The 17,137-nt window shown below is 69.9% G+C and carries 20 protein-coding genes and 2 pseudogenes; 7 read left to right on the plus strand and 15 right to left on the minus strand.

The genetic code is table 11. The annotated features are described in order from the left end of the window. The first annotated feature begins 251 nt into the window (after nucleotides 1-251). The 4 genes from PV364_RS26215 (at nucleotide 252) to PV364_RS26230 (ending at nucleotide 2,305) form a co-directional block, all read left to right on the plus strand. A complete protein-coding gene (locus PV364_RS26215) occupies nucleotides 252-674 on the plus strand; it encodes a hypothetical protein (protein WP_319662775.1) in 423 nt (140 codons plus the stop codon). Nucleotides 675-807: 133 nt separating this feature from the next. Beyond that, nucleotides 808-978, plus strand: coding sequence for a hypothetical protein (locus tag PV364_RS26220; RefSeq protein ID WP_319662776.1), 171 nt, complete (start codon nucleotides 808-810; stop codon nucleotides 976-978). Beyond that, a complete protein-coding gene (locus tag PV364_RS26225; protein WP_319662777.1) occupies nucleotides 975-1,598 on the plus strand; it encodes a class I SAM-dependent methyltransferase in 624 nt (207 codons plus the stop codon). Before PV364_RS26220 ends, PV364_RS26225 begins: the two co-directional genes overlap by 4 nt. A gap of 101 nt (nucleotides 1,599-1,699) precedes the next feature. Further along, nucleotides 1,700-2,305 carry a hypothetical protein gene (locus PV364_RS26230; RefSeq protein ID WP_319662778.1) on the plus strand — a complete coding sequence of 202 codons (606 nt, stop codon included), beginning with the start codon at nucleotides 1,700-1,702 and terminating at the stop codon, nucleotides 2,303-2,305. A gap of 15 nt (nucleotides 2,306-2,320) precedes the next feature. Here PV364_RS26230 and PV364_RS26235 read toward each other — a convergent pair whose 3' ends face one another. From PV364_RS26235 to PV364_RS26295, 13 genes and pseudogenes are all read right to left on the minus strand, one after another. Beyond that, the gene (locus PV364_RS26235) at nucleotides 2,321-2,632 is read right to left on the minus strand and encodes a hypothetical protein (RefSeq protein WP_319662779.1); all 312 of its coding nucleotides are present in this window, start codon (nucleotides 2,630-2,632) and stop codon (nucleotides 2,321-2,323) included. Nucleotides 2,633-2,678: 46 nt separating this feature from the next. Then, nucleotides 2,679-3,263, minus strand: a pseudogene (locus PV364_RS26240) (transposase); the annotation flags it as partial. Nucleotides 3,264-3,886: 623 nt separating this feature from the next. Beyond that, nucleotides 3,887-4,546 carry an HAD-IA family hydrolase gene (locus tag PV364_RS26245; protein ID WP_319662780.1) on the minus strand — a complete coding sequence of 220 codons (660 nt, stop codon included), beginning with the start codon at nucleotides 4,544-4,546 and terminating at the stop codon, nucleotides 3,887-3,889. Between the two features lie 31 nt (nucleotides 4,547-4,577). Beyond that, nucleotides 4,578-6,134, minus strand: a complete 1,557-nt coding sequence (locus tag PV364_RS26250; protein ID WP_319662781.1) for a glycosyltransferase — start codon at nucleotides 6,132-6,134, stop codon at nucleotides 4,578-4,580. Between the two features lie 34 nt (nucleotides 6,135-6,168). Next, the gene (locus PV364_RS26255) at nucleotides 6,169-6,816 is read right to left on the minus strand and encodes a hypothetical protein (RefSeq protein WP_319662782.1); all 648 of its coding nucleotides are present in this window, start codon (nucleotides 6,814-6,816) and stop codon (nucleotides 6,169-6,171) included. Beyond that, nucleotides 6,813-7,310 (minus strand): hypothetical protein, encoded by a 498-nt coding sequence (locus PV364_RS26260; protein ID WP_319662783.1) that lies wholly within the window; start codon nucleotides 7,308-7,310, stop codon nucleotides 6,813-6,815. Before PV364_RS26260 ends, PV364_RS26255 begins: the two co-directional genes overlap by 4 nt. Before the next feature lie 55 nt (nucleotides 7,311-7,365). Beyond that, nucleotides 7,366-8,298 carry a UTP--glucose-1-phosphate uridylyltransferase gene (locus tag PV364_RS26265; protein WP_319662784.1) on the minus strand — a complete coding sequence of 311 codons (933 nt, stop codon included), beginning with the start codon at nucleotides 8,296-8,298 and terminating at the stop codon, nucleotides 7,366-7,368. A gap of 114 nt (nucleotides 8,299-8,412) precedes the next feature. Continuing rightward, nucleotides 8,413-9,321 carry a class I SAM-dependent methyltransferase gene (locus PV364_RS26270; RefSeq protein ID WP_319662785.1) on the minus strand — a complete coding sequence of 303 codons (909 nt, stop codon included), beginning with the start codon at nucleotides 9,319-9,321 and terminating at the stop codon, nucleotides 8,413-8,415. Further along, nucleotides 9,318-9,806 carry a hypothetical protein gene (locus tag PV364_RS26275; protein WP_319662786.1) on the minus strand — a complete coding sequence of 163 codons (489 nt, stop codon included), beginning with the start codon at nucleotides 9,804-9,806 and terminating at the stop codon, nucleotides 9,318-9,320. The genes PV364_RS26270 and PV364_RS26275 overlap by 4 nt, the downstream gene beginning before the upstream one ends. After that, on the minus strand, nucleotides 9,803-10,336 hold the full coding sequence (locus PV364_RS26280) for a dCTP deaminase domain-containing protein (protein WP_319662787.1): 534 nt from the start codon (nucleotides 10,334-10,336) through the stop codon (nucleotides 9,803-9,805). Before PV364_RS26280 ends, PV364_RS26275 begins: the two co-directional genes overlap by 4 nt. Before the next feature lie 37 nt (nucleotides 10,337-10,373). Beyond that, entirely contained in the window at nucleotides 10,374-10,898 is a 525-nt protein-coding gene (locus tag PV364_RS26285; RefSeq protein WP_319662788.1) for a dCTP deaminase domain-containing protein, read from the minus strand. Then, on the minus strand, nucleotides 10,895-11,452 hold the full coding sequence (locus tag PV364_RS26290; protein ID WP_319662789.1) for an ATP-binding protein: 558 nt from the start codon (nucleotides 11,450-11,452) through the stop codon (nucleotides 10,895-10,897). The genes PV364_RS26285 and PV364_RS26290 overlap by 4 nt, the downstream gene beginning before the upstream one ends. 277 nt (nucleotides 11,453-11,729) lie before the next feature. After that, nucleotides 11,730-12,242, minus strand: coding sequence for a DUF6624 domain-containing protein (locus PV364_RS26295; protein WP_319662790.1), 513 nt, complete (start codon nucleotides 12,240-12,242; stop codon nucleotides 11,730-11,732). 378 nt (nucleotides 12,243-12,620) lie between these two features. Between PV364_RS26295 and PV364_RS26300 the strand changes: the two genes are divergently transcribed. After that, nucleotides 12,621-13,961, plus strand: coding sequence for a DNA-binding protein (locus PV364_RS26300; protein ID WP_319662791.1), 1,341 nt, complete (start codon nucleotides 12,621-12,623; stop codon nucleotides 13,959-13,961). Nucleotides 13,962-13,965: 4 nt separating this feature from the next. On the opposite strand, the gene PV364_RS26305 is transcribed toward PV364_RS26300, so the two are convergent. Next, complete coding sequence (locus tag PV364_RS26305) at nucleotides 13,966-14,994, minus strand: NAD-dependent epimerase/dehydratase family protein (protein ID WP_319662792.1); 1,029 nt, start codon at nucleotides 14,992-14,994, stop codon at nucleotides 13,966-13,968. A gap of 87 nt (nucleotides 14,995-15,081) precedes the next feature. After that, complete coding sequence (locus PV364_RS26310; RefSeq protein WP_319662793.1) at nucleotides 15,082-15,318, minus strand: BlaI/MecI/CopY family transcriptional regulator; 237 nt, start codon at nucleotides 15,316-15,318, stop codon at nucleotides 15,082-15,084. A 697-nt stretch (nucleotides 15,319-16,015) separates the two neighbouring features. On the opposite strand from PV364_RS26310, the pseudogene PV364_RS26315 reads away from it, so the two are divergent. Both PV364_RS26315 and PV364_RS26320 read left to right on the plus strand, forming a co-directional pair. Next, nucleotides 16,016-16,383 (plus strand): annotated as a pseudogene (locus PV364_RS26315) (toxin Doc). A 52-nt stretch (nucleotides 16,384-16,435) separates the two neighbouring features. Beyond that, nucleotides 16,436-16,753, plus strand: coding sequence for a hypothetical protein (locus tag PV364_RS26320; RefSeq protein WP_319662794.1), 318 nt, complete (start codon nucleotides 16,436-16,438; stop codon nucleotides 16,751-16,753). Nucleotides 16,754-17,137: the final 384 nt, after the last annotated feature.

A 17,137-nucleotide genomic window follows, 5' to 3' on the forward strand; every position in this document is an offset into this window, starting at 1 on the left:
TCCGTGACGCCCGCCGGCGAACAACGGCCGGGTGCGCTACCGGCCGGGCGCCCGCCGCACCGCCCCCCTTGGCGGCGGGCGCCGCCCCCCGATCGCACTCGCCGTACGGAGGCACCCCGGTGCGGGCCAACGAAACCCCCACACACGCAGTACCCGCATTAACCACGGCACCTGGCCCGACGACTCGGGGCGCGCACCGCCGCAGCCCCCAGCCGGACCAGGCCGAGCGACTGCGCCGCCACTACCAGCGAATGGCCGTCAACCGCACCGACCGTCCCCGCCCTCTACGAGTGGTGATCTACGCCCTGGTCATCGGGACCGGGCAGAGGCCCGACGCGGACTGGGACACCGCCGAAGCCGAAGCGGCCCTGCGCGGCTACGCCATCCACGCCCGCCTCCACGACGTCGCCACGCCTGCGCAACGCCGCACCGACGCCCCGGCCGGACCGGTCGGCCGCCTCTGCGCCTACACACCCCCTGGGCAGCGCCCCGGCTGGTCGGAGGTACGCCGCCAGATCCAGGGCGGATACGCCGAGGGCGTGGTCGTCGTGACCCGCCACGACGTCAGTTCCGATCCGGCCGAGTACGCCGCGGAAATCCAGCACTTGGGCCACCAGCACCAGGCGTTCGTCCACGTCGTGACCCATGAAGCGCAGGACGACGCACCGACCTGAAGGACACCCGCACGCTGGATGGACGCCCGGGGATGGGGATGGCGGCAGATCGCCGCACAGATCATGATCATCCTCATGGTCGCCGCCGGCGTCACAGCCGTCGTTGTCCCATTCAACTGATCAGGAGCACCACGTGACGGCCCAGACACCGCCCACCGCACGGCCGGAGGCACTTCCACGCCGGACACGGGGACAGGCCCTGCACGACATCCAGCACACGGCCCCTATGCCCCCCGGCGAGGCCGATCTCGACTTGATCGCCGTCCCCACCGCCAGCGACAACAGCCCGAAGGACCCGGAATGACCGCGGCCACGCACGCCACCACCAGCACGCAGTGGGATCACTGGCACCTCACCGGACAGGCGGCGGGGCTCCCCGTGACCGACGCCGAAGTCGACCAATTCCTCCAGCACACCCGCCGGCCCGCTTCCCGCGCCACAGCTTTGGACATCGGCTGCGGCACCGGGGCCTTCACCCGACGTCTGCACCGCTGGGGCTACGACGTGACCGGCCTGGACTTCTCGCCGGCCGCGATCGACATCGCCACCGGAGCCGGCACGAGCCGCGGCCTGCGGTACGGCGTCCACGACTTCGACGTCGACCCGATCCCGGCCCGGCTCACGCCCGGCAGCCTCGATCTGATCGTCTGCCGCAACTCGCTGCCGTTCCTGGACTACCAGCGCCTGCTCGTCGACGCGCGCCGCTGGCTACGACCGCTCGGGCAGATCTACGTCGTCGCGCGCGTGTGGCCGGAGCGGGGCGCGGAACCCGCCGACGCACCCTGGCAACGGGGCTTCACCGAGGACCAGGTCCACGACCTGCAGACCGGATGGGCAGAGCAGCAGCGCTACCGGCTCGGCAGGCACACCGCCGTGCTGCTGTCCGGCGAGCCTCAACACCCGCTCGCTGTCGGGCGCCGCTGAAGAAGCCGGACACCCGCTGCCCTCGCGCCGCAACGGGAGCCTCTGCCCGATGGGAGACAACCAGGATGACCACGTACCCTGCGGCCCCGGCATTCCGAGCCGTGGACGAGACGGCACGCCCGACGATGCGATGCCTGGGCAGCGCCGCGCCGGCCGCCCGTGCCGATGTGGAGCGTCAGGGCCGGCTGACGGACCTGCTGGCGGCCGCGCTGTATGAGGGCGGGACGTTCAGCGCGATCGTCGCCGTCCTGCACGCGTTCCGAGTGCCGCCGACGACCTGGCTGCGCGCATGCGGAACGCAGGCTCACGGTACGGCCTTGGCCCGGGTGCTGGATGAGTACCTGGCTGCCGCGGACCGGCATTGTGGCCTTCGCAGCACCGAAGACGGCGAAGAGGAAGACGCCGGAACGCACGAAGTTCTGGGCACCTACCGTGCGCGGATGCTCGGCGAGGCCTTGGACGACGCGGCCGACCTTGCCGTGCGGGCCGCACTCGCCGCTCTGCGTGAGGTGGGGGCGTCTGCCGCCACCGGCGGGACGTCGCTGGTGGCGCGCCTGCTGCGCGAGTGCGCCGCGTTCCACCGGTCCGCTCTGATGCACCCGTCCCTGCCCGAGCTGTCGCGTGAAGCCACAGCGCCCAGCGCGTTCGATATCGAACTGCTCCTTGCGGACGCTCAGACACCTCACGTTGCTATGCCGTCAAGCTGACCGCTCCGGACGCGGTCAGCCGACAGCAAAGGCAGACAACAGAGTGTCGGCCCGCAGCCTGAGTTCAGGGGCCTCCGCTCCCGCGACGCGGACGGACATCTCTTCGCCGCCGATGGCTTGGGCAAGACTCACCTCCAGCGTGGCGTTCACGCCGACCAGCGGATACGCGTACCAGAGGTCAGGATTCTCGTCGTCGGTGTCCTGGACTGCGGCTTCGACGGTGCGCCAGTCGGTGTCATCGAACTCGTATCCGGCGAAGCGCGACAATACTTCCAAGAAAGGCCGCAGGTTGCGGCTCCAGATCCACCCGTCGATCGACTCGGTCATGTCTCCCTCATCCGTGAGGTAGCCAGGATGGCAGGCCGTGATCGAGTCAGGCGGCGGCCACGATCACTTCGGCCGGGAAGGCGACTTGCTCGTCGAAGAGTTCCCGCTTCTCGAGGCAGTGGTACAGCTGGCCGAGCATACGGTTGAAGAGGTTGCGCTGGGCAGCTGCGTGCCAGTCGCCAGCCTCGCGGCGACGCCGGTAGTGGGCGTTGGCTCCGACGGAGGCGCGGAGCGAGGAGAAGGCCCATAGGTAGCCAGCGTGGTTGAGCCGGTCGTTCTTGATCCACCTTCTGGTGATGTTGGACTTTTTCCCGGATGCGCGGGTGATGGGTGAGGAGCCGGCGTAGGCCTTCAGGCCGCGGGCGTCGGCGAAGCGCGTGCGATCGTCCCCGATCTCAGCGAGGATCCGGGCGGCCAGCTGGATGCCGAGCCCGGGGAAGCTCAGCAGGATCTCGGCGTCCGGGTGCCGAGGGAAGGCTTCTTCCACTGCCTTGGCCAGATTGTCGGAGGCGGTGCAGGCAGCTTCCAGCTGGATGAGCAGAGCGAGCGTCTGCTGGCCCAGTGCGTCCTCGACCAGCGGCGGCTGGTGGGCCCAGTCGGCCCGAACGACGGCCTGGATGCGGTCGGCCTCGCCCGCATGCGGGCCACGCGTCGACCTAATCCCAGGCCTCGACCGCATCGCGGCCGGGCCGCCACCTCACTAGCCGTTCGTGGCACCAGCGCACCCCACGGGCCTCGGTCTGCGCGGGAACTCAAACGGCTCGGGCATAGCAAGAGGTCACCGTGCGGCGGGCTCGCACCACCAACACCAACGAGTAGCCAGTGGCATGGTTGTTGACGCTCGACAGCCCTGAGCGGCGCCGGTCTGAACGTAGGTCTGGAGACCAGGCGGGACGTAGGCGTCCGCTCAGCGCCGACGGGCATCAACAACCGAGACTCGTCATGGGAGGCGGTTGCACAGCGCCAGCCACGGCTGAACTACTGATCATGCAACCGCCACCCCCTTGAGCAGCAGAGACCGTGCTCCCGTCTACGGGAAGGCGTCACTCGCGCGCCCGGGTGGCGAAAGGCGTTCCGGCCCTGCTGGTAACAAGGGATTAGGCGGGACGGGTGACACCGGATCTGTGCCGCTACCGGCGCCAGCGGCACAGGAAGTCGACATGCGGGTTTCGCCGGTAGTGCTGCTCGGCTGAAAGGCTCATGCTTCGGCGGGCTCGGCTCGATGGCTGCCGGGCCGGCTGTGTTGCCTGTTCCCTAGCCGGAGTGCTCACCGATCCGGCCGGGTGTGTCCGTCTCGAACCGGCGGGTCAGGGTCAGGCCGAGGTCCCTTAGTCGTGCGGCGCAGTCGGCTGCCGTGGTGAACAGGTGGGCGTGCATGCCGACGGTTCGTGCAGCGTGGACGAAGGTGGGTTCGTCGTCGAAGTAGGCCAGGGCGTGGGTGGGGATGCCCATGCGGTCGGCGGCGCTGCGGAAGGCGTGCGGTGAGGGTTTGTCGACGCCGAGTTCCGCAGAGGGGAAGACGTGGTCGAAGGTGATGCCGTGGTGTTGGAGGTCTGCGCGGAGGGCGTCGGTGCAGTTGGACAGGACGCCCACGGGCAGGTGCTGGCGTATCTCGGCGAGCAGGCTGACCATCTGGGGCTGCGATTCTCCACGATCGGTGCGCCAGGGGCCGAGGGCATCGCGTACGTGCGGTCCGAAGTCCGCGGCGAGGCGGTCGGTGACGTCGTCGGCCCACTGCTGGTCGGTGAGGACGCCGACCCGGGCCAGGCGGTAGGTGGGGTGGCCGTAGGCGTAGCGGGCGATGGTGCCCTCGGGCAGGTCGGCGAGGCCTTCGCTTGTCCGGGCGCCGGCGTCGTGCCAGTGCCGGAAGAGGCCGTTCATGTCGAACAGCAGGCCGTCGATGCGGGCGGGCATGGGACTCCTTCGGTCGGGGACTGCGGCGGGATCAGATCAGTGCTGGCCTGATGCGGTCGTAGATGGCGAGGTAGCGGTCGGCGGTACGGGTCCAGCTGTAGGTGTTGTCGATGTGGGCATGACCGCGTGTGCCACGGAGCTGCCGCTCGGCGTTGTCGAGGATGGCGGCGGTCAGGGTGTCGGCGAGGTGGCCGGTGTCGTCGGGGGCGACGAGCCAGCCGGTGGCGGCCGGGCCGGTTGCCGTGATGGTGCGGGCGGGGCCACCGGTGGCGGTGGCGATGGGTGGGGTGCCGCAGGCCATCGCTTCGAGGTAGACCATGCCGAAGGGCTCGTCCACGGCCGGGGCGACCATGAGGTCGGCGCAGTTCAGTCCGGTGGGCAGTTCGTCGTGGCCGCGCCAGCCGACGAAGAACACGTCTTCGTTGATGCCGAGTTCGGCGGCGATGTCGGCGGGGTGGTCGCCTTCGCACTCGCCCGGGTAGCCGCCCCACATCAGCAGGACGGGGGCGGGGTCGAGGCGGGTACGGGCGGCTGCGAAGGCCCGCAGCAGGATGGGGACGCGTTTGAAGTCCAGGAAGCGGCCGACCCACAGCAGCAGCGGGCGGAGCCGGCCGTGCTGGTCGTGGAGACGGCGCAGGTCGGTCTCGGTGTAGCGGATGCTGCCTGGAGCGCTGCCGGGGGCCCAGCCGCGGGGGTCGTCGACGAGCCAGTGGCGCAGGTACGCAAGGCGCTGGGCCTGATCGAGGTGCTGGGGCTGGAAGGTGTGGGTGTCGACGCCGTTGGGGATGACGGGCGGCGCGTCGTGCAGGCGGAGCAGGCGGGTGGCGAGGTTTTGGTCGTGGTCGGAGACGACGACCAGGTGCCCGGCGTGGCCGGCGGCCTGGCGTAGGCGGGTAAGCCAGTAGACGCTGTGGGTCCACTTCTGCCAGGCGGTGGTGGTGAGCAGGTCGGTGTCGTCGTCATCGAGGCCGGTGGTCTTGGCCAGGCGCAGGGCCTCGGTGGTGCGGTGCGGGTTGTCGCTGTGGAGGAGGCGGCCGAGTTCGCCGAGGGAGGTGCCGGTGCGCTCGGCGATGCGGATGCGCTGCTCCATGGCGTCGATGAGCTTGAGTTCGGTGCCGTGCAGGGTGGTGACGCGCGGTACGCCGGGGTACGCGGCGTGGGCCGCCGTCTGGAGGTGGCTGAGGTGGTGCAGGTGCAGCAGCCCGGTGTTGGTGCTGCGGTGGGCGGCCAGGTGCCGGGTCCAGGCGCGCGTGAGGTGGCCGGCGCTTGCGGGTGGTACGGCGCTGAACAGCGGGTCGGGGCAGGTCCCCCGGTCCTCGTAGGAGGGGTGGAAGGGCCAGTCGGAACGCTGGGGGTCCTCGCCCCGGGTGAAGGCGTCGAACGCGTCGTTGTGGTCGTAGGGGCGCAGGTCCAGACTCCGGTAGAAGCTCGGCGCGTGGGAGGGATCGCCGGGTTCGCCGAGGGATCCGGCGTGCAGGCGGGTGGTGAGGCCCCGGCTGTTCAGCTCGCGCAGGAGATAGCGGATGACCTGGGCGCTGCCGCCGCGGGGCCAGAACAAGACGGCGGTGTCCATGGTGAGGGAAGACATGAAGGTCCCCTGAAGTCGACGAAGGAGTGGGCTGCTACGGGCGGGCGTCGATGATCAGCGGCTGTCCGCCCGACAGGCGGCCGGGCCAGTAGCGCTCGCCGGGGTCCTGGGGGGAGCGGACGGTGACGGCGAGGACCTGGGCGAGGTTGTGACGGTCGCGCAGCGGGACCGGCTGGCCGAGGACCACGGTGCGCGTGGCGGAGTTGAGGGTGTACGGCAGGCCGGGGTGCCCGATCTTCGCGAGGTGCCGGTCGACGTCCGTCCCGGTGACCGGCTGACGCCTGGGGACGGTGTGCCGGCAGCGGTCGCGCTGGGGGGCGGGGCAGCGGTTGGCGGCCAGGCAGGTCGGGGTGTCGAAGACGCCGGCGCGGTCGGCACGGCCGAGGACGTAGGCGAGGGCACAGCTGTTGGTCTGGAAGAGGGGGTGGTCTGCGTAGCGGTCGGGCAGCTGGTGGAGCCAGTCCCAGGTGGTCCGGGGCCAGACGGAGTCGGCGGCCCGCGGGTCCAGGTGCGGGTCGGCCAGCTCCGGCCACAGGCTGGTGATCTGGTCGAGGGCGGTGGGTTTGACCTTGGTGCCCACCGCGACGGTGCACGCGGCGTACCGGGCGGCCCAGTCCATGACGTGCTCGATGACGTCCGGGGTGCTGTTCTGTGGCAGGGCGGGCCGCCAGTAGTGGATCACCGGGATGGCGGCGGCGTGCAGGCGGGGGAAGTTGGCGCGCAGCGCGGCGTGATCGATGCCCTGCTCGATGTCGGGCCGAGGCCTGAGTAGCTGAGGTAGACCAGGATGGGCAGCCCGGCGTCCCGGTTGCGGGTGATACAGGCGACGACGTCGTCGGGGATCGCGCACTTGGTGATCAGGCACACCGGGTTGCGGACGGCGGAGGCGCCCAGGACGTCGAGCAGGGCCATCAGGTGCGCGCGGGTGGCGGGCGTGGCCAGGGCGTCGGTGCAGGTGTAGAGGGCGAGGACCAGCTCGGGGTGGTAGTAGCGGTGGGCGAGGAGCTGGGTGAGCGTGTCCTGTGGGGTGGCGAGCTCGGTGGGCTTGGTGCGGGTCAGGCCCAGGTCCTTCAGGTAGCAGTAGGTGCAGCCCTTGGGGCAGCCCTGGACGGGGTTGACCGCCAGCCAGGTGTCGTGCTGGTCGATGACGGGTTCGTAGGCGCGGTTCGGTGCCATGTGTGGCTCCCTTGGGCCGCTCGCGGTGGCCGGGCGGCCCAAGGGGAGCGGCGGATCAGGTCGTGGTGGTCTCCGCTCCGGGACCGGAGCGGTTGTTGTCGTCGAGTTCGCGGGAGAGCTGGCGCAGCAGCGGCCCGTACTCGGGGTGGGCCAGGGCGGAGGCCATCTGCGCGACCAGGTAGTCCGCAGGGTTGCCGGTGTCGTACCAGCGGCCGGAGATGACCTGCCCGTACACGGCGCGGCTGCTGGCGTAGGCGTTGATGGCGTCGGTGAGGTAGATCTCGCCGGTTTGGTGCTCGTACCAGCGCTTGGTCTGCTCGCGCAGTTCGTCGATGATGCCGGGGGTGATGACGTAGCCGCCGATGGCCGCGAACGCCGAGGGGGCGTCAGCGGGTTTGGGCTTCTCGACCAGGCCGGTGATGCGCAGCAGGCCGCCGTCGAGGTCCTCCTTGACCACGGGCACGCCGTAGCGCTGGGAGTCGCCGGGGTCCATCGGCAGCAGGGCCAGGACCGGGCAGTTCGTCGCCTCGTACGCATGGATCAGCTGCTGGGCGCGGGGCACCTCGGCGACGAAGACGTCGTCCGGCCACAGGACGAGCATCGGTTCGTCGCCGAAGTTGCGGGCCGCATTCAGCACCGGGGTGCCGTTGCCGTACGGGCCGTGCTGGTCGAGGTAGGTGATGTGCCCACGGCGGGCCAGTTCGGCGACCTCCTCCACGGCGTCCGCGTACGCGGCCTTGCCGTCGGCGCGCAGTTGCTCGACCAGGGCCGGGTTGGGCCGGAAGTGGTCCTGGATCAAGGATTTGCCGCCGGAGACGACGATGGTGATGTCCGTGATGCCGGACGCCACCAGTTCGCGCACGGTGTGCTCGATCACCGGCTTGTCGCCGACCGGCAGCATTTCCTTGGGGATCGCCTTCGTCAGCGGCAGAAGGCGGGAGCCGAGGCCGGCGGCGGGGATCACAGCCCTGCGGATCGTCGGGGGCATGAGGTCTCTCTCGGTCGAACGGCACGCCGCGCCGGCCGGCACGGCGTCCTCCGACGCTACCAACGCTCCCGCCCCCTGCCGGACGGCAATCGCTGATCCGGACCGGCCCTGTGGTCACCGGCACAGGAAGGAGCCGGTGTACTTCGTGACCGCGAAGTACCCGCGGGTGTCGATCGCCTCGGTGACCTGGGCTCGTACCCGGTCGCGCAGTTCCGCGAAGAAGTCGCCGGTGAGGCGTTCGTCCTCCTCCGAGGAGGCGCAGCAGTGGTTGTGGCCGACCTCGTAGAAGCGCATGAAGGGCTCGGGGTCGGTGAAGCGAAGCTGGTCCTGCCAGGTCACGGTGTCCACCCGCTCGAAGTGCCTGCCGAGCAGGTCGCCGCCGTTGGTCAGCGACAGCCGTCCCTTCGGGCTGGCCTTGAACAGGTCCTGCGGTGCGCTCATCGCTTTCAGCGCGGTGAAGTGGACGTCGTACATCTCCAGCATGCTGTCAGTGCGGTCGGTGGTGAGCTGGAAGATGCCGCCGGGGCGCATCACGCGGCGGACCTCGGTGAAGCAGCGGTCGAGGTCCGGCACGTAGTGGATCATGTAGTTGGCCATGACGCGGTCGAAGGTGTCGTCCCCGAGCATGGACAGGTCGTCCGCGCTGCCCTCGATCCAGGTGCAGGGGGTGGCGGTGCCGTGCAGGCGCTGCTGGGCGGCTTCCAGGACGGCCGGGGCGATGTCGAGTCCGGTGATGGAGCCGTCGGCGAGGTGGGGGCGCAGATCTCCCAGGATGAAGCCGTTGCCGCATCCGAGGTCGAGCAGGTCCTCGGTGCCGGTGAGGGCGAGGTTGTCGAGCATGTGGCCGAGCATCGACGTCGGGTTGGTGCGGAAGGCGTTGTGGACCCACTGCTTGACGTCCAGCATGCGGGTGTCGTTGAAGAACCGGTCGCGGGCGGTGGCGGCGGAGAACTCGAAGTGCTGCCCGGGGATGATCTTCGCGGCCAGGGCGTCCAGGGCCGGGGTGCGGAAGTCGCTCGTCATTGCGGTGTCTCCTTGTCGGGGTGAGCGGGGGCGGCGGGCCACTTGGTGCCCACGTACTTGTGGGGCAGCAGGCCGGCCAGGGGTGTCAGTGCCGCCTGGGTGCCGTCGTGGACGACAGCGCGCAGGCCGGGGGCGTGGTCGAGGAGGAGTTCGCGGCACAGCCCGCACGGCGGGACGAGCCGGGCCACTCCTGGTTCGGTGGGTTTGGGGTAGCGGACGGCGGCCACCGCGACCAGGTCGGAGCTTGTGGCGAGCCGGGCCGCCGACAGGGCGCCGGCCTCGGCGCACACCGAGGCCCGGCCGACCATGGCGTCCAGGTGCAGGCCGAGGTGGATACCGCCGTCGGCGTCCAGGACCGCGGCCGCGATCTGGTGGCGTGCCAGCACGTAGTGGCTGCTGATCGCGGCGAACGCTGCCGCGACCAGGGCGCGGGCCGTGGGGTCGGGACAGCCGAGGGCCGAGGCGTCCACGCGGCGGGCCGTCATCGGCGTGCCGCCTCGGCTGTGTCGCGGTGGATCTGGGACGGCTGCGGCCCGCGCGAGCCCTGGTACTTGCCGTTGTACAGGGTGATCTCGCCCTGGGGGCGCCAGAAGGTCACCTGCGCCAGCCGGTCGCCGGCGTGCACCCGCACCGGCTGGACCGCGTGCAGCTGGAACGTCGACTGCCCGATCGAGCCGATGTCGATGAGGTCCGCGGTGACGTGAACGAACAGGCCCAGCCGCGCGGCCCCCGAACGGGAGCGGATGACCGGCACCAGGTGGTTGCTGCCCAGTACCTCGAGGCTGGAGCCGAGGTAGATACGGTCCGGCTGCAGCACGAGCCCTTCGTCGGGGATCGGGACCGCAATGGACGGGTTCTCGCGGCGGGTGTCCAGCACTTCGCCGGTGTAGTAGGCCAGGGTGGGGCCGAGCGCGAGGTTGTAGGAGTTCGGCTGGACCTGCGCGGGGTCGAACGGGTCCAGGACGAGGCGGCCCCGCTCGTGTTCGCGGGCGATCTCGGGTCCGGTCAGGATCACAGCGCTCTCCTCGTTCGGGGCGGAAAGAGCCGGGTGGTCACCGGGCGGCGGCCAGCAGCCCGGGCGGCGGGAGCGTGGCCTCGTTGAGCCGCCCGAAGTGCCCGGCATAAGTGCGTGCGGTACCGACGGTGGACCAGAAGGTCACCTGGCCGGCGGTCATGCCCGCGTACACGCGGGTGGGCTGGACGACCTTGATCTCGAGCGTCCAGCGGTGGCACGAGCCGACGTTGCCCAGGTCTGCGCTGTACTGGAGGAACATCCCCAGCCTCCCGAGGGAGGACCGGCCGATCAGCGACGGCACGAACACCGAGCTGCCGATCTCCTCGACGGTGGTCCCCAGGTACACCCGGCCAGGCTCAAGGACCATTCCGTCGTCCGGGATCACGCATTCCTGGAGTTCGTTGACGGCGTGTGTGTCGATCACCTTGGCGCGGTGCGTCCGCAGGATGGGGCCGAGTTGGTAGTTGTAGGAGACCGGGTTCAGCTGACCGGCGGTGAACGGCTCGATGGTCAGGGCGCCACGGTCGCGCTGCCGTACGATCTCGGATCCGGTAAGGATCACCGCAGGACCTCCCTGGCCAGCTCGGCCGCCCGCTCGCGGAGGCCGTCGAAGCTGCCGGCGTTGTCCACCCGACGCCACGCCGCTGCTGTCACTGGCGCCTCGGTGGGGTGGTGCTCGTCGCCTGACGACAGGTCGGCCCGCATCCGCTTGCGCTTCAGCCGGACCGCATCCGGGGCGGTGACCTCCACCAGGACGAACCCGAGGTCGGTGACCGCCTGAACATCCGGGGCCCGCAGGTCGTCGCAGACCAGCACAGCGTCCGGCCGCGTGTCTTCGGCCTGCCGCACGCGCAGGGTGAACGCCTCGGTCAGCGCGCTGGGGTTGATACGCCGCAGGTGGGTGCCGAGGGCGTTCAGCAGTTGGCCGTCCTGATCGGTGCCGTTCAGCAGCGGGCAACCGGCCACGGCGTGCACGACGGCCTGGAGTTCGTACAGCGGCGCCCCCATCTTCAGCGCCAACACGTCCGCCCCGGCAAGGGACAGTTCCTGCGCGAGCAGTCCGGCGAGCGTGCTCTTTCCCGCCCCGGGCCTGCCATACAGAGCAACTTTGGGCATGACTGTGCGCTGGAACCCTTCGCCGTGCAGCCGGTCCGCGGCTGAGCCGACGGCCGCGTCCTGAGGGGCGGTCGGGACTGCATCGCCTATGACCTGCAAAGGGACATTCGGGAGCTGCATCGCGAAGGGTCTCCTTCCATGTGGCTGACTGTCAGGTCGGTTGGAGCCATCAGCCGGACGTCGTGGCGCGAACTGCGCCACGCCCTGTTGAGTGGCAGGTGGGAGGCGCCGTCCGGTGGCGGGTAGGCGCCATGTCGCCTGGGCAGAGGCTGGTTCGTCAGGTTCCGAACGACCCCGGTGTGGACAGGAGCACGACTGCGCCGAGCATGCGTTCGTCGTACTCGGCGTGGGGCTCCAGGCCGAGCGCGGCCCTTCGGTCGTCGAGCTGTTGCGGGTCGAGGACCGGGAGAAGCGTGAGACCTGCTGCGTCCCTGGCGTACTGGGTGCCGTAGATCTGCGGAATGCGCCGGCGAGCACAGCAGCGATCGGTGAGCTGCGCCAAATGCTCTGCCTCGGCGTCGCCTTCGGCGACCGCCGCCCTCAGCAGGCGAAGTGACAACTCCTGGAAGGCGGCGTCCTCGCTGTGGTGAGCCACCAGCCAGGCGGCCGTGGCCGCTTTTCTGCCGACCAGGCTGACCCCGGGCCACCCGTGCTCCTTGATGATGGCCCGCAGGATCTCTGTGTTCTCAGCACGTACGCGGGAGACATGGGCCCGTGCTGCGGCCGTACGGGGCGCCTCGATAGGGAGTTCCTCCGCGCGCCAGTAGCAGCGCATGAGGTCGGTTCCCAAGCCTCGATGTAGAGCCTGCTCAGTCGGCGGCATCGTTCCTCCCAGTTCCACCCGTACGTCTTGGTGCTGATGTATGGGCTCCGTCCCCGACGGGGGTCCGGGGACGGAGCCTGCTCAGTCGTCACCGCAGGGCGCCGACATCACGGCGGCACTCGGTGACGGGTGATCAGGTTGTGGCACAGACCGGCGTCCGCGCCACGGCGCGGGGGACTCATCTGCCACATCGTCATATCGCCGTTTGTGCTTCGGGGTAGCGTCGAGATGTCGTGTGGCTGGACGGCGTTGCCTAGCGGTGCTGCGGAAGGTTCTCCTCCTGGTGGAGGACCTGAAGGGACCACTCGGCGGCCACCGTTCGGCTGTCGTGAGAGGAGCCGGGCAATGGCTGATGACCTGGAGAGGGTCACGCTGCTGAAGGCACTGGTGCTACGGCGCGGCTGGACGTACAGCGTCTTCCTGGCGGAGTACGAGCGCGCTGCGGCCACATTGCATCGCGAGCATGGAGCGCCGACGAGGAACTTGAGTGTCTCCGAGCCGCAGTTCAGGCGGTGGACGGCGGGCGATCTGAAGGGCCTGCCCAGCGGTCCTGCCCGTCAAGTGCTGGAGCTCCTGTTCCAGCGCCCAGTGGCCCGGCTGTTCGAACCGGCTTCGGCCGAGGACCTTTCTCCTCCGTCCGCCCCCGAGATCGACATGGAAGCCGAGATCAACATGGCCGCACGTGACGCACAGAACCGGGCCTCCGAGGCCGCGGCCGCGTCCGTTTCCGACACCACCCTCGACCAGCTCCGCGACGACGTCGCCATCCTCGCCCGCAGGTACGCCGCAACGGGCCCCTTCCAGACCTTCAGCCAGGCGCAGGCTCTCCTGCACCAGGCCGAAGACCTCCGCGATCGGACACAGGTCCCGATACAGCAACAGGAGCTGCTGATCCTGGCAGGCCAAGCGTCAGCGCTCCTGGCCAGTGCAGCGTTCGACCTGGGCCAGCTGTCCGGTGCGGCACGGCTGTTCCGTACCGCAGCTCTATACGGAGAGACGGCCCGCTGCGAACCGCTGCAAGCGTTCGCGGGCGGGGGGCTGGCCTACATCGCCTACCGCACCGGCCGGCCGGGCGACGCGGTGCGACTGGTCGGGACGGCGCTCGCCTTCAGCGGCCTCGGGGACGTGGCCCGGCGCCGGCTCCTGGCGATCCAAGCACGCGCCTTCGGTCACCTCGGTGACCACGGCAGGGCACGCGCTGCGATTCAGGCCTCCCAGGACGCCGCTCACGGAGCACGGGACGACCTCCACGATGACGTCGCGGGCGAGTTCGGATTCTCCAAGGAGCGGCTGGTGATGTCGTGCGCGTCGACCTCGCTGCTGGTCGGCGATGGCCAGCAGGCCGAGGAATTCGCCGCGCACGCGCTGCAACTGGTGTCAGCACGTCCCACCGAGCAGCGCTCGGACGCGATCATGGGAAAGGCCTGTGTCGACCTCGCCCGTGCGCGCCTGCTGCGCAGCGATGTGGACGCCGCGGTGGAGGCGCTGGAGCCGGTGTGGTCGGTAGCACCGCCGCACAGGGTCAGCGGCCTCCTGGAAAGGACGGCCGCAGTGCGCCAGGTCCTGGCCCACGGCACGTTCCGATCGGCGCCATCGGCAGTTGCCTTGGGCGAACGCATCGAGAACTTTACACGCGAGGCGTTGCCGCGCCTCAGTCCTGGACCGGTCGCAGCACTGGAGGCCTGACCCGTCAGCCGAGCGCGGCCAGGACCTTGGCCTCCTTCTCCGGGTCCAAGCCGTGCTCGGCCCATCGCGGGTGCTCAACTGGTTGCCCGCCCCCCTGCAACCAGCGCCATGTGTCGCGCACCGTCTGCTCCAGTGGGCGACTCTGAAACCCTGACGCCACGGCCTTGCGGCTGTCGACCTGCCACACGCCCCGGTTACTGCGCCACAGCGGCATCTCGGTCCACTCCCGGACGCCTTGCGCGTGAAGTACCCCAGCGGACGCCCACACGAGACGCCCCGACGATCCAGTGATCTTCAGGCAGGCATCCAGGAGGCCCCCCATGGAATCCCGGCCCACGGGAGCGGCGAGGTTGAACGCCCCTCCCGCGCCGCCGGCAGCCTGATCCAATGCGAACCGCGCCACATCCCGCACGTCCACGGGCTGAATGGTCGTCTCGGGAGTGCCCGGCGCAAGGATCCGGCCGCCGCGGGCCGCACGGTTCAGCCACCAGGGCAGACGGCCCACGTACTCCCCCGGACCGAGGATGACCCCGGGGCGCAGGATCACTGTGCGGTCCTCCCCCATAGCGGCGATGACAGCGCGTTCGGTCCCCGCCTTCTGCCGGCCATAGTGAAGATTCGGCCCGTGCCAGCCGTCCGGCATCCGTCCGTAGTCGGGGCCAGCATCGGCAGGACCATCCAGGAGCTCCGAAGCCTCGCTGAGAGGCTCGTCCGGCCAGCCGGCGTACGCGGACACGGTGGAGATGTAGACATAGCGTCGGGCCGCGGCACCGAACAGTCTGGCGCCGACCAGGACCTCCCGAGGAGCGAGAGCAGAGGCGGACGTGTCGATCACCGCATCCCAGGGACCGTGACCTGCCAGAGACTTCATGTCATCAGGAACTTTGCGGTCACCGTGGACTGCCTCGACGCCGGACATTGCGGGGCCAGACCGGCCGCGGTTGAACGTGGCGACCTGCCATCCACGCTGCAGTGCATCGTCGACGACAGCCTTACCCAGAAACCACGTGCCGCCCAGAACAAGAATCCTCATGACCGGTGATCCTCCCGCGTCCCAAGAGCACATGCCAAAAGGCTGGTTCTCTGCACGTACCTTCGGGGGCATGAGTTTGATCAACGCCTACTCGGCGGTCTTAGCAGAGGAGTCCTCGACCGGCTCAGCACTGCCGACCGCCGTGTAGTAGACCGTCCTCCCCTGCCGGGACCGGCTGACCCGGCCCTTGGCGACCAACTGCTCCAAAGTGCTGCGAACCACCGGCCCACCGACAGTGCGGTCTGGGAGCGCTGCCGACAGGTCGGCGCTCACCTCGGCGGCTGTCCGGGGCTGCTGGTGGTCCATCAGCCTTTCGTGAATCACGACACCCAACGTGGGGCCCTTGGACACTCCGGCCTTCCGCCCGACGGCACCCGCAGACTTTCCGCGCCCACCCCGTCCACTGGACTTGCTGCTGCGCGAGGCCCGGGGGGCGGGCACCGCCTGGGGCCGGGCGCTCTCCTCACCCGGCGCCTTCCCGTCCGAGGGGGCCGCTTGGTCGCTGTCCGACGAGGTGGACTGGCCAGTCAGGGTGCTCCGCAGATTTTCCAACCATGCCGCTTCCCGATCCAGCTTGACCAGCTGCTCCTGCCAGCGCTGGATGGTGGCCTGGGCCTCCGACCGGGCGGCAGTGTTGCGCGTCAGGTCCTCTTCAAGGCGCCGGACGTATTCCTGCTGGATGGTGGGGTCGTCGGCCAGGGGGGGTGGCGCTGTCTTGCGGCATGGGTTGTCTCGCTCTCGTCACTGAGGGTGTTCCTGATGCCGGATCGTACTCATGTCAGAGGGTCGCGCAGTGGCGTAGGAACGGATAGCCCCCGCACCTGGGCCGTCGGCCGCAAGACCCCGACGTGGTCCCATCCGGTACCGTCGAACCATGCCGGATCTGAACGTGGGCCAGCATCCGCGACGGACAGCGCACCGCGTTCGTCACCACCGCCGTGGGCTTCTACGACTCCCAGGTCGCCGCTTTCGACGAGGCGTTCCCCGACGACGTCCCGCGCCGTCGAGGCGCCGCGGCCTGATGGAGCTCTATATCGACGTCCGCTGGCTCCTGGAAATCCAGGAGGCCCGCATGACGGACCTGTCGGTGGGCGTGACTACTCCGCGCTGGTCGCCGCCGTTGCTCGCCACCGTGTGAACACCCCTGCCTTCGGTGCCGAGTACGACGCGGCCTGGCGAGCCGCTGCGCTGATGCACACGATCATCCAGCTCCGGCCCCTGCCAGCCCGTAACGCACTGCTCGGTGCCATGGCGGCCGTTGCCTACATGACCGCCAGCGGGCACCCGCTGAATGCTCCCTATGCACCGGTCGAGCTGGCTCGGGACATCGTCAGCGGCAAGGCTGACATGTTCGCTGCCGCAGAGCGCATCCGCTCATGGCGGGCCTGACCGCACCGGCGGATCACCCTGACGTGATGGGGCCCGCGTCGTTACACAGACCGTGACCTCGAATGACACCACCACGGCAGACCTCCTCGCTGCCGCCTCTACGCTCCTCCAGGACTTCCGCGCCGGCAGCTGGCTGCCCACACCTGCGGAATGCGACCTCGCCGAAGGCCTCGCCCACGCCCGCTGGAGCGAGCACACCGTGCGAGCTCAGCTGCGGGACCAGCCCGACATCGTGACCAACGGCCCCCTCGGCCAGGTCTTCACCACCACGGTCCACGCCTTGGCTTCTCCTGGGACTAACGCAGCCGCACTACTTACTCTCCGCGTCCTGGTCGACGCCCTCGCACCGCCCCTGGCAGGGCAAGCGTGAAGCCCGGCGCGCACCGGGCCAAGGGAGCCCGTGCCGTTGGAGCCGCGGGACCGGGCGGTCACGGACCTTACGGACCGTACGGCGACGAGACCGCGGGGAAGACGAGCACGATGCCGACTCCGACCAGGTGCTGCAGGGGACTCCGGCTCCGAAGCCCTGGGCGACGTCGGCGACCACGCCCCAGCCGCTCCACTGACCGCGCGAACAATGCGGTGACACCGTCGGACCGGATGGCGAAGCGGCGCTGATGGCTAACCGGGTCCGGCCGGGAGGCGTGACGCGGCAGGATCCAAGACGGCGTCGACCTGCTCCTCGGCATGGAGGAACGCAGCCTTGCTGGTCTCAGGGGCCCGGCGGCCTGCGTCTCGCCTCCCGACCCGGCTG

Origin of the sequence: Streptomyces sp. MI02-7b (assembly GCF_033793585.1) — a bacterium.
Taxonomy (GTDB): domain Bacteria; phylum Actinomycetota; class Actinomycetes; order Streptomycetales; family Streptomycetaceae; genus Actinacidiphila.

What these genes read in the sequence shown, in the direction of transcription:
- PV364_RS26270 (WP_319662785.1), bottom strand. Translation starts at nt 9,321, where the DNA reads ATGACGAGCGACTTCCGCACCCCGGCCCTGGACGCCCTGGCCGCGAAG.
- PV364_RS26250 (WP_319662781.1), bottom strand. Translation starts at nt 6,134, where the DNA reads ATGTCTTCCCTCACCATGGACACCGCCGTCTTGTTCTGGCCCCGCGGC.
- PV364_RS26265 (WP_319662784.1), bottom strand. Translation starts at nt 8,298, where the DNA reads ATGCCCCCGACGATCCGCAGGGCTGTGATCCCCGCCGCCGGCCTCGGC.
- PV364_RS26290 (WP_319662789.1), bottom strand. Translation starts at nt 11,452, where the DNA reads ATGCCCAAAGTTGCTCTGTATGGCAGGCCCGGGGCGGGAAAGAGCACG.
- PV364_RS26235 (WP_319662779.1), bottom strand. Translation starts at nt 2,632, where the DNA reads ATGACCGAGTCGATCGACGGGTGGATCTGGAGCCGCAACCTGCGGCCT.
- PV364_RS26225 (WP_319662777.1), top strand. Translation starts at nt 975, where the DNA reads ATGACCGCGGCCACGCACGCCACCACCAGCACGCAGTGGGATCACTGG.
- PV364_RS26300 (WP_319662791.1), top strand. Translation starts at nt 12,621, where the DNA reads ATGGCTGATGACCTGGAGAGGGTCACGCTGCTGAAGGCACTGGTGCTA.
- PV364_RS26305 (WP_319662792.1), bottom strand. Translation starts at nt 14,994, where the DNA reads ATGAGGATTCTTGTTCTGGGCGGCACGTGGTTTCTGGGTAAGGCTGTC.
- PV364_RS26245 (WP_319662780.1), bottom strand. Translation starts at nt 4,546, where the DNA reads ATGCCCGCCCGCATCGACGGCCTGCTGTTCGACATGAACGGCCTCTTC.
- PV364_RS26215 (WP_319662775.1), top strand. Translation starts at nt 252, where the DNA reads ATGGCCGTCAACCGCACCGACCGTCCCCGCCCTCTACGAGTGGTGATC.
- PV364_RS26260 (WP_319662783.1), bottom strand. Translation starts at nt 7,310, where the DNA reads ATGGCACCGAACCGCGCCTACGAACCCGTCATCGACCAGCACGACACC.
- PV364_RS26275 (WP_319662786.1), bottom strand. Translation starts at nt 9,806, where the DNA reads ATGACGGCCCGCCGCGTGGACGCCTCGGCCCTCGGCTGTCCCGACCCC.